This is a genomic window from Pseudomonas sp. P867, from assembly GCF_019891455.1.
In the GTDB taxonomy this organism is placed as follows: Bacteria; Pseudomonadota; Gammaproteobacteria; order Pseudomonadales; family Pseudomonadaceae; genus Aquipseudomonas; species Aquipseudomonas synxantha_A.
Genome location: NZ_JAFLXB010000002.1, coordinates 17,721 through 29,872 on the forward strand (window position 1 = coordinate 17,721; position 12,152 = coordinate 29,872).

The 12,152-nt window shown below is 60.4% G+C and carries 11 protein-coding genes; 4 read left to right on the top strand and 7 right to left on the bottom strand.

Annotated elements, in window-relative coordinates; all coding sequences use genetic code 11:
- Positions 1 to 6: 6 nt before the first annotated feature.
- From J1G33_RS03560 to J1G33_RS03580, 5 genes are all read right to left on the bottom strand, one after another.
- Complete coding sequence (locus J1G33_RS03560) at positions 7 to 1,227, bottom strand: electron transfer flavoprotein subunit alpha/FixB family protein (RefSeq protein WP_032879074.1); 1,221 nt, start codon at positions 1,225 to 1,227, stop codon at positions 7 to 9.
- Complete coding sequence (gene dgcB / locus J1G33_RS03565) at positions 1,227 to 3,167, bottom strand: dimethylglycine demethylation protein DgcB (RefSeq protein WP_223017704.1); 1,941 nt, start codon at positions 3,165 to 3,167, stop codon at positions 1,227 to 1,229. The genes J1G33_RS03560 and dgcB overlap by 1 nt, the downstream gene beginning before the upstream one ends.
- Before the next feature lie 174 nt (positions 3,168 to 3,341).
- The gene (gene dgcA / locus J1G33_RS03570; protein ID WP_032879068.1) at positions 3,342 to 5,402 is read right to left on the bottom strand and encodes a dimethylglycine demethylation protein DgcA; all 2,061 of its coding nucleotides are present in this window, start codon (positions 5,400 to 5,402) and stop codon (positions 3,342 to 3,344) included.
- Positions 5,403 to 5,417: 15 nt separating this feature from the next.
- Positions 5,418 to 5,948, bottom strand: a complete 531-nt coding sequence (locus J1G33_RS03575; RefSeq protein ID WP_005792152.1) for a DUF5943 domain-containing protein — start codon at positions 5,946 to 5,948, stop codon at positions 5,418 to 5,420.
- A gap of 52 nt (positions 5,949 to 6,000) precedes the next feature.
- Complete coding sequence (locus tag J1G33_RS03580; protein ID WP_005792153.1) at positions 6,001 to 6,978, bottom strand: dipeptidase; 978 nt, start codon at positions 6,976 to 6,978, stop codon at positions 6,001 to 6,003.
- 218 nt (positions 6,979 to 7,196) lie between these two features.
- Here J1G33_RS03580 and J1G33_RS03585 point away from each other — a divergent pair, with 218 nt between their 5' ends.
- The 3 genes from J1G33_RS03585 to J1G33_RS03595 all read left to right on the top strand — a co-directional run bounded on the left by J1G33_RS03585 (position 7,197) and on the right by J1G33_RS03595 (position 8,761).
- Complete coding sequence (locus tag J1G33_RS03585) at positions 7,197 to 7,598, top strand: lysozyme inhibitor LprI family protein (protein ID WP_005792155.1); 402 nt, start codon at positions 7,197 to 7,199, stop codon at positions 7,596 to 7,598.
- A gap of 94 nt (positions 7,599 to 7,692) precedes the next feature.
- Positions 7,693 to 8,307, top strand: coding sequence for a hypothetical protein (locus tag J1G33_RS03590; protein WP_032879060.1), 615 nt, complete (start codon positions 7,693 to 7,695; stop codon positions 8,305 to 8,307).
- Between the two features lie 37 nt (positions 8,308 to 8,344).
- On the top strand, positions 8,345 to 8,761 hold the full coding sequence (locus J1G33_RS03595) for a DUF3010 family protein (protein ID WP_148854078.1): 417 nt from the start codon (positions 8,345 to 8,347) through the stop codon (positions 8,759 to 8,761).
- Positions 8,762 to 8,792: 31 nt separating this feature from the next.
- On the opposite strand, the gene J1G33_RS03600 is transcribed toward J1G33_RS03595, so the two are convergent.
- Together J1G33_RS03600 and J1G33_RS03605 are read right to left on the bottom strand one after the other, a co-directional pair.
- Positions 8,793 to 9,971, bottom strand: a complete 1,179-nt coding sequence (locus J1G33_RS03600; protein WP_103735270.1) for a hypothetical protein — start codon at positions 9,969 to 9,971, stop codon at positions 8,793 to 8,795.
- Between the two features lie 68 nt (positions 9,972 to 10,039).
- Positions 10,040 to 10,984: a GlxA family transcriptional regulator gene (locus J1G33_RS03605; protein WP_005792161.1), complete on the bottom strand. Its 945-nt coding sequence runs from the start codon at positions 10,982 to 10,984 to the stop codon at positions 10,040 to 10,042.
- Positions 10,985 to 11,177: 193 nt separating this feature from the next.
- Here J1G33_RS03605 and J1G33_RS03610 point away from each other — a divergent pair, with 193 nt between their 5' ends.
- Positions 11,178 to 12,122 (top strand): choline ABC transporter substrate-binding protein, encoded by a 945-nt coding sequence (locus J1G33_RS03610; protein WP_032879054.1) that lies wholly within the window; start codon positions 11,178 to 11,180, stop codon positions 12,120 to 12,122.
- Positions 12,123 to 12,152 lie beyond the last annotated feature (30 nt).

The window sequence follows — 12,152 nt, forward strand, 5'->3', positions numbered from 1 at the left end:
ATGTCCCTAAGCTGCATCGCGCTTGGCGCCGTTGCGGTAGGCCTGCACCGCATCGATCAAGGCTTGCAGAATCGCGGCGCTTTCGCCGATCACCGACAGGTCGGCACGCTTGATCATGTCGCAGGTCGGGTCGAGGTTGATCGCCACCACCTTGTCGCAGGCCCCGATGCCTTGCAGGTGCTGGATCGCCCCGGAAATACCCACGGCCACGTACACCCGCGCCGTGACCCAGGTGCCGCTGGCGCCGACCTGACGATCACGCGCCATGAAGCCATCGTCCACCGCCACCCGCGACGCGCCCTCGGTGGCGCCCAGGGCTGCGGCGGTCTGGTGGAACAGCGCCCAGTCCTTCACGCCATTGCCACCGGAGAAAATGAATTCCGCTTCGGCCATGGGAATCGCCGCAGGATCCACCGCCACCGCCCCCAGGTCCTCGATACGCGACAAACTGCGCGCCAGGCTTGTGGATAACTCTACGGGCAGTACCTCATGCCGGGTCTCGCTGACCGGGTCGGCACACTCAACGGCCGCCAGGATCAGGCGCGGCAGCGGCCGGGCCAAATCTTGCTGGCCCGCCCCCGCACGGCCGATGCACTCATCGCCCTTGATTTGCCAAACGCGTGTCGCCGGGCGTTCCTTGAGGCTGGCGGCAAAGCGCCGACCCAATTCACCGCCGCCGCTGCGGCTGTCCGGCAGTAGCCAGTGGCGCGGATTGAACTGGTTATCCACAGCGCGCAGGCCTTGTACGCGTTGCTCCGGTGAATAACCGTCGAACGCGTGGCCGTCCAGTACCAGCAGGCGATCGACACCGGCAGTGGCGAAGGCGTTTTCCTTGTGTTCACCAAACACCACGGCCAGCACCGCGCCGTCGCTGCCAGCCAGTTGCCTGGCCAGGCCAAGCAAGTCACGGTCGTGGCTGCTCAAGCGGCCACCGACCATGTCCGGCACCACACTGATGTAGAACGCGGGCGTTGGCACCTGATGCAGTGGCAACTGTACCTCCACCGCCGCCGTACGCTTGGCCGCACCGCCCTGCTGGGCACCGCTGCGGTCAATACGCTTGATGCCGTTGGGGCCGATAAAACCGACACCGTGCACGTTTTTACGAATGATGCCGTTGGGCCCCATCCAGCTCTGCTGCACGGGCTGCATGGCCGCGTGCAAGGGGTGAAGACGGTTACGGGCGATCCATTCGGCCCGAGGGTCACGGCGAATAATGTCGCTCATCAATGCACCTCCGCGGGTTCACGTTTAGGCGCTTTTGCCGGCACAGGGTCTTCAAGCAAAGCGTCGGCCACAAGCTCGGCAATATCCTTGATCAATGGCCGCGGCTCGACCACACCTTCAAGCATCGCCGTACATTGCGGGCAGCCCACGGCCACCAGTTCGGCACCGGTTTCGCGGATGTCTTCCATGCGCATGTCGGGGATACGTTGCTTGCCGGGAATGTCAGTGATCGGCGCGCCGCCGCCACCGCCGCAGCAGCGCGAACGGAAGCCTGAGCGTTGCATTTCCTTGACCTCGATGCCCAACGCCCGCAGCACTTGGCGCGGTGCCTCGTATTCGCCGTTGTAGCGGCCCAGGTAACAAGGGTCGTGGTAGGTCACGCTGCTGCCTTTGTGCTGGCCCAGGTTCAGCGCGCCGTCGCCGATCAACTCGGCCATGAAGGTGCTGTGATGCTGTACGACGTAATTGCCGTTGAAGGCGCCGTACTCGTTTTTCAGCACATGGAAACTGTGCGGGTCGCAGGTAACAATGCGCTTGAAGCTATATTTGCCCAACGTCTGGATATTGCGCGAGGCCAACAATTGGAAAGTTGCTTCATCGCCCAGACGCCGCGCTACGTCACCGCTGTCGCGTTCTTCCAGGCCAAGTACCGCAAAGTCCACCCCCGCCGCCTTGAGCACTTTGACAAACGCCCGCAGGGTGCGTTGGTTGCGCATGTCGAAGGCACCGTCGCCGACCCAGAACAGCACCTCGCAGCTGCCCTTGTCACTGAGCAACGGCAGGTTCAGGTCCGCCGCCCAGTTGAGGCGACCGCCCGGTGCGAAACCGCCGGGGTTGTCGGTGGCAATCAGGTTTTCCAGGACTTCGGCGCCCTTGTTCGGCGTGGCACCTTTTTCCAGGGTGAGGTGGCGGCGCATGTCGACGATGGCGTCGACATGCTCGATCATCATCGGGCACTCTTCCACGCAGGCGCGGCAGGTGGTGCACGACCACAACGTCTCGGCATCCACCAACCCGTTGACGATTGGCTGATGAGGGTTGCCGCCATGTTCGCCTATCGGTTTGCCCGGATACGGGCTGCCGGCAAACTTGGCATCGGTGCCACCGGCCAGGCCAACGACCATGTCCTGAATCAGCTTTTTCGGGTTCAGCGGCTGGCCGGCAGCGAACGCCGGGCACGCTGCTTCGCACTTGCCGCATTGCACGCAGGCGTCGAAGCCGAGCAACTGGTTCCAGGTGAAATCCTTGGGCTTTTCCACGCCAAGCGGCGCGGTTTTATCACTGAGGTCCAGCGGCTTCAGACCGGTGGAGCGGCCACCACCGAAGCGCTCGGCGCGGCGGTGCCAGGCCAGGTGCAGGGCACCCGCGAAGGCGTGCTTCATCGGCCCGCCCCAGGTCATGCCGAAGAACATTTCCGATACGCCCCACAGCACGCCCACGCTCAGCAGCGCAGCGAGCAGCCAGCCGCCAAAGTCAGCGGGCAGAATCCCGGCCACCGGCAAGGTCACCAGGAAAAAGCTCACCGAGAACGCCATCAGGCTTTTCGGCAGGCGCATCCATGGGCCCTTGGACAGGCGCGCAGGCGGATTGCGGCGGCGCAGGTACATGAAGATCGCGCCCACAAACATCAACGCCGAAGCCAGCAGCAAGGCATAGCCGAGAATGCGGTTCTGCAGGCCGAAGCCGTGCACCGCAATAGCCAGCAGCGCCGACAGCACAAAGCCCAGCGCCGTGGCGACGTGGGTATTGGCAATGTATTTGTCGCGGGCGACCACGTGGTGCAAGTCGACCATGTAGCGCTTGGGCATGGCCAGAAGACCGCCCAGCAGATCGACTTTGGATGCACGCCCACGGCGCCACATGTTCACCCGGCGCAGGGCGCCGAGGACCGCAAGGCCCAAAGCGGCAAACAACAGAATAGGCAGCAAGGTGTTCAACATGATGAAGCTCCCACAGACCACACAGGTCTACTGTGAAACTGGCCTTGAAATGTGGGAGGGGGCTTGCTCCCGATGGCGGAGTGTCAGTTGATACTGTTGTAGCTGACCCACCGCTATCGGGGGCAAGCCCCCTCCCACATTTGAACCGAGTCCACTTTTTGGTTCGGTGTCGGCTTAGAAATCCTTGCACAGGCGCAGGGCGTCGTAGATCGCAGCGTGGGTGTTGCGCTGGGCCACACAGTCACCAATGCGGAACAGCAAGTACCCTTCGCCCGCCTCGCTCAAGCACGGCTGCGGTTTGATCGCAAACAAGGCTTCAACGTCGATCTGGCCCTTGTTGCGTGAGCCTTCCTTGAGCCCGTAGTAAAGGGCCTCGTCCGGGCGTACGCCGTTCTCCACCACCACCTGGTCGACCACGCGCTCTTCTTTGGCGCCGGTGTATTCGTTCTCCAGCACTGCCACCAGCTTGTCGCCCTCGCGATAGACCTTTTCCAGCATCATGTCGCCGGTCATGATCACTTCCTTGGGGTACATGCTGCGGTAGTAAGTCGGGAACGACGTACCGCCAATTGCCACACCGGGCTTGATGTCGTCGGTGACGATTTCCACCTGGCAGCCTTTGTCGGCCAGGAAGTCCGCCACCGACATGCCGGTGAACTCGCAAATGGTGTCGTACACCAGCACGTTCTTGCCCGGCGCGACTTTGCCGTCAAGCACATCCCAACTGCTCACCACCAAGCCTTCGGCGGCGCCCCAATGTTCGTTCTGTTCGATGAACGGATGCCCGCCCACCGCCAGCACCACCACGTCCGGACGCAGGTCCAGAATGGTCTCGGCATCCGCCGCCACGCCCAGGCGCAGGTCGACTTTCAAGCGCGCCAACTCCAACTGGTACCAGCGAGTGATACCGGCGATCTGGTCGCGCTGCGGCGCTTTCGAAGCGGTGGTGATCTGCCCGCCGATGAACTCTTTTTTCTCCAACAGGGTTACGTCGTGGCCGCGTTCGGCGGCGACACGTGCTGCCTCCATACCAGCGGGGCCTGCGCCCACCACGACCACCTTGCGCTTGGCCCCGGTGGTTTTCTCGATGATGTGCGGCACGCCCATGTATTCACGGGAGGTCGCGGCATTCTGGATGCAAAGCACGTCCAGGCCCTGATACTGGCGGTCGATGCAGTAGTTGGCGCCCACGCATTGCTTGATCTGGTCGATCTGGCCCATCTTGATCTTGGCAATCAGGTGCGGGTCGGCGATGTGCGCACGGGTCATGCCGACCATGTCCACATAGCCGCCTTCGAGGATGCGCGTGGCCTGGTTCGGGTCCTTGATGTTCTGCGCGTGCAGCACCGGAACCTTGACCACTTCCTTGATCCCGGCTGCCAGGTGCAGGAACGGCTCCGGCGGGTAACTCATGTTCGGGATCACGTTGGCCAGGGTGTTGTGGGTGTCGCACCCCGAGCCCACCACGCCGATGAAGTCGAGCATACCGGTGTCGTCGTAATACTTGGCGATCTGCTTCATGTCCTCATGGGACAAGCCGTCCGGGTGGAACTCGTCACCGCACAGGCGCATGCCCACGCAGAAGTCATCGCCCACTTCGGCACGCACGGCCTTGAGTACTTCCAGGCCGAACTTCATGCGGCCTTCAAAGCTGCCGCCCCATTCGTCGGTACGCTTGTTGACCCGCGGGCTCCAGAACTGATCGATCATGTGTTGGTGCACGGCAGACAGTTCAACCCCGTCCAGGCCACCGGCCTTGGCACGACGCGCCGCCTGGGCGTAGTTGCCGATCACGCGCCAGATTTCTTCCGGCTCGATGGTCTTGCAGGTGGCACGGTGCACCGGCTCACGCACGCCGGACGGCGACATCAGGGTCGGCCAATTGAAGCCGTCCCAGCGTGAGCGACGGCCCATGTGGGTAATCTGGATCATGATCTTGGCGCCATGCTTGTGCATGGCGTCGGCCAGGTTCTGAAAGTGCGGGATGATGCGGTCGGTGGACAGGTTCACCGAGCTCCACCATTCCTGGGGGCTGTCGATGGCCACCACCGAGGAGCCGCCGCAGATCGCCAGGCCGATACCGCCCTTGGCTTTCTCTTCGTAGTACTTCACATAGCGGTCGGTGGTCATGCCGCCGTCGGTGGCATACACCTCGGCGTGGGCGGTACTGAGCACGCGGTTGCGGATGGTCAGCTTGCCGATCTGGATCGGCGCAAACATTGCTTCGAAAGCCATGGCACGGTCCTCGGCTTACAACGGTTTGACGGTGAACAGGCCATCGTCGTGGCCCTCTTCGGAGCCTCCGTAGACTTGTTCGGCGACAGTGCGGATCTTGCTGCCACGGGCCTCAAGAATCTGGTCCATGGCACCGGCAAACCAGCCGGTGAACATGTAGTCGACTTTGCGCCCGACCTTTCCGTACACGTAGACGAACGCCGAGTGCTCAAGCTTGACGCTGGCGGTGCCTTTATCCAGGTCGATGTCCTGGATCTTGAACAGGCCCCAGCCACGTTGCGACAGGCGCTTCATGTAGTGTTCGAACACCGCGACGCCTTCCAGGCCGTGGCACTCGGCTTCCTTTTCACACCAGTGCCAGGCGGATTTGTAGCCGGCCTTGTAGAGGATCTCGGCGTAGGCATCAGCGCCCAGCACCTCTTCGATACCCATGTGGTTGTTGACGAAGAAATGGCGCGGCACGTACAGCATGGGCAGGGCGTCGGAGGTCCAGACACCGGTTTCGCTGTCAACTTCGATTGGCAATTGCGGGGCGATCTTGGCCATGGAAACTTAACTCCAGAAAAATTCGTTGTGGTGTTGCCGGTAGGTGTCTGGCTTATTCGCCCCAGACGTCCTTCAAGACGTTGACCCAGTTCTCGCCCATGATCTTGCGTACCACGCGCTCGGGGTGGCCACGCTTGAGCAGGGTCTCGGTGAGGTTGGGGAATTCACCCACGGTGCGGATGCCCAGCGGGTTGATGATCTTGCCGAAGCTGGTCAGGCGGCGGGCGTAGCCCTTGTCATGGGTAAGCATTTCGAAGAAATCCTGGCCATGCCCCTGGGTGAAGTCGGTGCCGATGCCGATGGCGTCTTCGCCGACGATATTCATGGTGTATTCGATGGCTTCGGCGTAGTCGTCGATGGTCGAATCGATGCCCTTGGCCAGGAACGGCGCGAACATGGTCACGCCGACAAACCCACCGTGGTCGGCGATGAACTTGAGTTCTTCATCGGACTTGTTGCGCGGGTGTTCCTTGAGCCCGGACGGCAGGCAGTGGGAATAGCACACCGGCTTTTTCGATTCGAGGATGACTTCTTCGCTGGTCTTGGAACCAACGTGGGACAGGTCGCACATAATGCCGACACGGTTCATCTCGGCGACGATTTCGCGCCCGAAGCCCGACAACCCGCCGTCGCGCTCGTAGCAGCCGGTGCCCACCAGGTTCTGGGTGTTGTAGCACATCTGCACCACGCCAACGCCGAGCTGCTTGAAGATCTCGACATAGCCGAGCTGGTCTTCAAACGCATGGGCATTCTGGAAGCCGAAGATGATGCCGGTCTTGCCCTGTTCCTTGGCACGGCGGATGTCGGCGGTGGTTTTCACCGGGATCACCAGGTCACTGTTCTCGCGGATCAGGGTCTGGCTGGCGACGATGTTATTGATCGTGGCCTGGAAGCCTTCCCACACCGACACCGTGCAGTTGGCGGCGGTGAGGCCGCCTTTGCGCATGTCTTCGAACAGGTCGCGGTTCCACTTGGCAATAATCAGACCGTCGATAACGATGCTGTCGGCGTGCAACTCGGCTGGGCTCATCAGGCGTCCCCTTATTGGCGATTCATGCGCCGAATCGTCTGCCGGCGCTTTGGGGCCAGCATATGCCCAGGGACAACCCGAGCCGGGTGCAAAAACGACAGGGGAATTGCCGAAAGCGTCAATCCACGACAAAGGCTGTGCAGACATGCCTGACGGGCGACTGTTCTTTGTCTTACGCTTGAGCCAGAATTGCGCATCACGTGATATGAGACGGCGCAATGAAATCGATTTTCCTGGCTTTGGCACTCATCGCAACCGGCGTTCACGCAGCCGAAGACACCGACAGCACGCCGTGCGACGGCATCGAAAACGACAAACAGACCCTGGCCTGCGCCGCCTACAACAAAACCACCGCCGAGCAATTGCTCAAGGATAACTATCAGGGCCTGCTGGAGCGCATGGCTTCAACCTACGGCAGCGACAAGACCAAACTGGCCGACATTACCGCCCGTCTGAAGGACGCCCAGCAGAAATGGGAAAAACTGCGTGATGCCGATTGCGCGGTGGACACCTTCCCGGCGGTCAATGGCAGCAAGGAGTATGCGATTGCGCAGAATGATTGCCTGGCGCGGATGAGTGATGAGCGGTCGGAGTTTTTGGAGTCGATTGGGCAGGAGTGATTTGCGCACCCTATTGGCCAAGCAAGTCCCACGCTGCTTTTGCGCGCTCGTCAAATTTAACGATGCTTTCCCTCTCAAGGATGAGTACTGAACAATGCAATGGTTTCCTACCCCTCCCACCGACAACCTGTACAAATTTGCCGCTGTTTGCGGCTTGCTGATGCTCGGCGGCGCGCTGTTTGCCATCCTGTCATTGGCTTACCTGGATTATCGAATCGAAGTACAGACCAACGCGTCTCTGGACAACTTTTCAAACCAGCATAATCAGAGATTATTCGAAAACCGCATCACCGCTCTTAAAGAGGGTGACACCGAGAAAGACTATATCCCGCAGCTTTCAAAGAAATTAAATAACGATCCGGATTTTTTAGCAGCTGCATTGAAAATCCAGTCAGAGCTGAAGGCCGGCTACAAACCTGCTGATCCTGACACCCTCGATCTTGTATTTAACTTCGTACGTGCTCGAGAGGCGCTTTCATTGATCGCCCTCGTCATATACGCCCTCGTCGCATCATGGCTAACCGTATTTGGCCTAAGCGGCTGGCGCAAAAAAATCCACGGGCCAAACGAGCGCCAAAATGAACTCGACGAAGAAATCAAGAAAGCCAGTTTGTTGAAATTGCACATTGAGATCTCTCAAATGCAGCCCATGAGCGAAACCGTAAAGAAGCTGTTTGAGCTTGGCGGTATCATGCGCCCCGATAAATAACTTACCCATGAGCATTTTCTGGGGCGCGGAGCATTCCATGACTACTTGCGGCATCGAAATCAAAGGCAGCGAAGCCATCATCGCCCTCGCCGCTCTGGACAACCAGGCACTGACCCACATCGCCCTGGCCACCAAGAAAATCGCCCTTGATGACGACGATGAAGCGGCCAACGTCAAAGCCTTCGCCGCCCAGGTAAAGGCCTTCGTGCAGGCGAACGCCATTACCCGTATCGCGATCAAGAAGCGCAGCAAAAAAGGCGAGTTTGCCGGCGGCCCGACGACGTTCAAGATTGAAGGGGTGTTTCAGTTGCTGGACGGGGTGGAGGTGACGCTGCTGTCGCCGCAGACCATCAATGCACAGAACAAGAAGCACACCTTTGATCTGCCCGCGACGCTGAACAAGTACCAGCATGAAGCCTACAAGGCGGCATGCTCGGCCCTGGTAAAGAAATAAGCCACACCCGCTCTCTTTAGGAGCCGGCCTTTTAGCGCGGTGCAGGGCTTTTGTGTTGCAGCCAGTCACCGAAGGTTTTGTCCTCCAGGGCATAGCCGCCTCGGCTCGACTTCCACACCAGTTCCTTATCGCGCAGGGCATCGATGCAGGCCTGGATGGTCTGGGTACCCGGCACCACGTCGCTACCCATCTTTTCCAGCGCCTTGCTGACAGCCGTGAGGGTGCTATCGGTGAATGGCGCGAAGGGTTCGTTGTTTTGAGAACGCTCCACCATCACCTCCAGCACGGCGCGCTGAGGGATGGTCAGGGCGTTCCAGGCGCTTTCGAACTCGGTCCATACACCCGCGCGCAGCAGTTCTGCACGACTGTGCAGCAGTTGGCCCAGATTGCTCGCCTCGCCCAGCTCCAATGCGACTTCACCGATGATCGTGCGCAACATCTCGGGACGCCGACCTACCCGCTCAAACGCCTCATCAATATCAGCCGCGTTGAATTGGTTGTTCTTGGCCAGGTGCGCGTTGAGGTGCACGGTGTAGGCCTGGGTGAACGCTTTGCCCAGCAGCGGAAACGGCGTGATGCTGGAACCGAAGAATGGCTGGCTTTTACCCAATACCAAATGGGCGAGCTTGTCGCGATTGGATCCGGTAAACACCAGGCGCAAACCGCTGCCCTCCTCGTAACGGCCTTGGTTGAGCTGATCCCGGGCAGCCTTCAACGCGAACATCGCATTGATACCTGATTCGGTGGTTAATGCGTGCTGTGCTTCGTCAATCACCAGCACAACGGGTTTTCCTGCAGCCCTATGGAGCAATTCCAACGCTTGGGTCAGCGTCGCACCGACAGGCAATTGTGGCTTGGTAAAGTCCCAGGAAAGCGTACGCAGAAAGCTTAGTTTCTCGATGCCAATGTTCTTTGCCAGTTTGCGAATGCCCTTTTCAAACGGCACCAACGCCCCCGCAATGGCACTCGCGATCAGCTCGGCGGGGTCTTTTTCCTTGTTGGCCCACAGGTCGACATACACCGCCAGCCAGCCCCGGAGCTGACATTCCGGAATCAGGTCTTCGCGCAGAAAAGTGCTTTTGCCCGTGCGTCGGGGCGCCGCAAGAAACAGGCCGGAGGTGAAATCCTGAATACCGGCCCCCACCAGGCCATCGGCAATACTGCTTGCCAGGGTGGGGCGGCGAAACACAAAGCCGCTGTGCGTGGACATGATTTTATACTCAATTATGGAAAGGACTATAAATTATAGCGATAAGTATAATTGACTATAATTGTCCGTCAAACCACCTCCCGTCGCCGATCCTCCCTAGGACACTTGGCAAACCTGGCGCGATAGCTGCGGGTGAAATAGGACGGCGACTCAAACCCACACGCAATGCTCACCTCCAGCACACTCATGTCGCTCTGGCGCAGCAGTTTCCGAGCTTTCTCCAGGCGCAGGCCGAGATAGAAGTTGCTCGGGGTGTCGTTCAGATGCAGACGAAACAGGCGCTCCAGTTGACGCCGGGTGACCTTGATCGCGTCGGCCAGGGCCAGGGTGCTTAGGGGCGGTTCGGTGTGTTGCTCCATTTCGCCGATCACGTGCACCAGTTTCTTGTTGTTGATGCCGTAGCGCGTGGCGATCTGCATGCGCTGGTGGTCTTTGCGTGGGCGTATACGGCCGAGCACGAATTGCTCCGAGACCTGGACCGCCAGTTCCGAGCCGTGGGCCTGGGCGATCAGATCGAGCATCAAGTCGATGGACGCGGTGCCGCCGGCGCAGGTAATGCGGCGACGGTCGATCTCGAACAGTTCCTGAGTCACGCTCAACTGCGGATAGGCTTCCTTGAAGGCGTCGATGGCTTCCCAGTGCAGGGTCAGGCGGTGGCCATCGAGCAGCCCCGCTTCGGCCAGCACACAGGCGCCGGTGTCGATGGCGCCCAAGGTCACGCCGTCGTGATCGAGGCGACGCAGCCAATGCTCCAGCGCCGGGGTGGAGCATTGCAAAGGCTCGAAACCGGCCACCACTAATAATGTGGCGCCTTTTTCCAGCGGCTCCAGCGCGGCGTCGGCGTTGACCGACATACCGTTGCTCGCCAGCACCGCACCGCCATCTGCACTCAATATGTGCCAGCGGTACAACTCGCCACGAAAGCGGTTGGCGACCCGTAACGGTTCCAAGGCCGAGATAAAACCGATGGCCGAAAAACCCGGCATCAGCAAGAAGTAGAAATCCTGGGACATGGTGGCGCTCTCGTGGGGCGGGCAGCGTGGCACTGTGATACTCCCGTTGATGCACGGATTCAAGGGGACAGGTCGCTGCAGTGCAAGAGCCGGTCGCCGTCGTGCGCTTTGTGGTTCGCCAAGCTGCGTAACGTGGCGTCACGGTGCACAAAGACACCGGCCCCCACAATAACGACCTGCCGAGGGACCCACCATGAACCGACTGATCCGCCGTTGCGTACTTGCACTCAGCGCCAGCGCCGTTTTGAGCACTAACGCCATGGCAGCGGATGCCGCTTCATGCCAGAACGTACGCATGGGCGTGGTGAACTGGACCGACGTGATCGCCACCAGCGCCATGACTCAAGTGCTGCTCGACGGCCTCGGCTACAAGACCAAACAAACCAGCGCCTCCCAGCAAATCATCTTCGCCGGTATCCGCGACCAACGCCTGGACCTGTTCCTGGGCTACTGGAACCCGCTGATGACCCAGACCATCACGCCGTTTGTCGAGGCCGGGCAGGTCAAGGTCCTGGATAAACCCAGCCTGGAAGACGCGCGCGCCACCCTGGCGGTGCCGACTTATCTGGCGGACAAGGGCCTGAAGACCTTCGCTGACATCGCCAGGTTCCAGAAAGAGCTGGGCGGCAAGATCTACGGCATCGAGCCTGGCTCGGGTGCCAATACCCAGATCAAGGCGATGATTGCCAAGAACCAGTTTGGCCTGGGCAAGTTCCAACTGGTGGAGTCCAGCGAAGCCGGCATGTTGGCCGCCGTGGACCGCGCCGTGCGCCGCAAGGAAGCCGTGGTGTTCTTTGGTTGGGCGCCGCACCCGATGAACGTGAATGTGGCGATGACCTACCTCACCGGCAGCGAAGACGCCCTGGGGCCGAACGAAGGCCGGGCCAGCGTATGGACCGTCACGTCGCCAACCTACGCCGAGCAGTGCCCCAACGTGCACACGCTGCTGACCAACCTGACGTTCACCGCCGCCGACGAGAGCCGCATGATGCAGCCGCTGCTCGATCACAAGGATGCCCTGGAATCCGCCAGGCAGTGGCTCAAGGATCACCCTCAAGACCAGCAGCGCTGGCTGGAGGGCGTGACCACGTTCGATGGCAAACCCGCGGCCGCCAACCTGAAACTCACCAGCAAATAACCTTCTCCGAATCACCGTTTCGCGGCCACT

Excerpts from the sequence above, each read along its gene's own strand:
- J1G33_RS03560 (WP_032879074.1), bottom strand. The coding sequence starts at position 1,227 with ATGAGCGACATTATTCGCCGTGACCCTCGGGCCGAATGGATCGCCCGT.
- dgcB (WP_223017704.1), bottom strand. The coding sequence starts at position 3,167 with ATGTTGAACACCTTGCTGCCTATTCTGTTGTTTGCCGCTTTGGGCCTT.
- dgcA (WP_032879068.1), bottom strand. The coding sequence starts at position 5,402 with ATGGCTTTCGAAGCAATGTTTGCGCCGATCCAGATCGGCAAGCTGACC.
- J1G33_RS03575 (WP_005792152.1), bottom strand. The coding sequence starts at position 5,948 with ATGGCCAAGATCGCCCCGCAATTGCCAATCGAAGTTGACAGCGAAACC.
- J1G33_RS03580 (WP_005792153.1), bottom strand. The coding sequence starts at position 6,978 with ATGAGCCCAGCCGAGTTGCACGCCGACAGCATCGTTATCGACGGTCTG.
- J1G33_RS03585 (WP_005792155.1), top strand. The coding sequence starts at position 7,197 with ATGAAATCGATTTTCCTGGCTTTGGCACTCATCGCAACCGGCGTTCAC.
- J1G33_RS03590 (WP_032879060.1), top strand. The coding sequence starts at position 7,693 with ATGCAATGGTTTCCTACCCCTCCCACCGACAACCTGTACAAATTTGCC.
- J1G33_RS03595 (WP_148854078.1), top strand. The coding sequence starts at position 8,345 with ATGACTACTTGCGGCATCGAAATCAAAGGCAGCGAAGCCATCATCGCC.
- J1G33_RS03600 (WP_103735270.1), bottom strand. The coding sequence starts at position 9,971 with ATGTCCACGCACAGCGGCTTTGTGTTTCGCCGCCCCACCCTGGCAAGC.
- J1G33_RS03605 (WP_005792161.1), bottom strand. The coding sequence starts at position 10,984 with ATGTCCCAGGATTTCTACTTCTTGCTGATGCCGGGTTTTTCGGCCATC.
- J1G33_RS03610 (WP_032879054.1), top strand. The coding sequence starts at position 11,178 with ATGAACCGACTGATCCGCCGTTGCGTACTTGCACTCAGCGCCAGCGCC.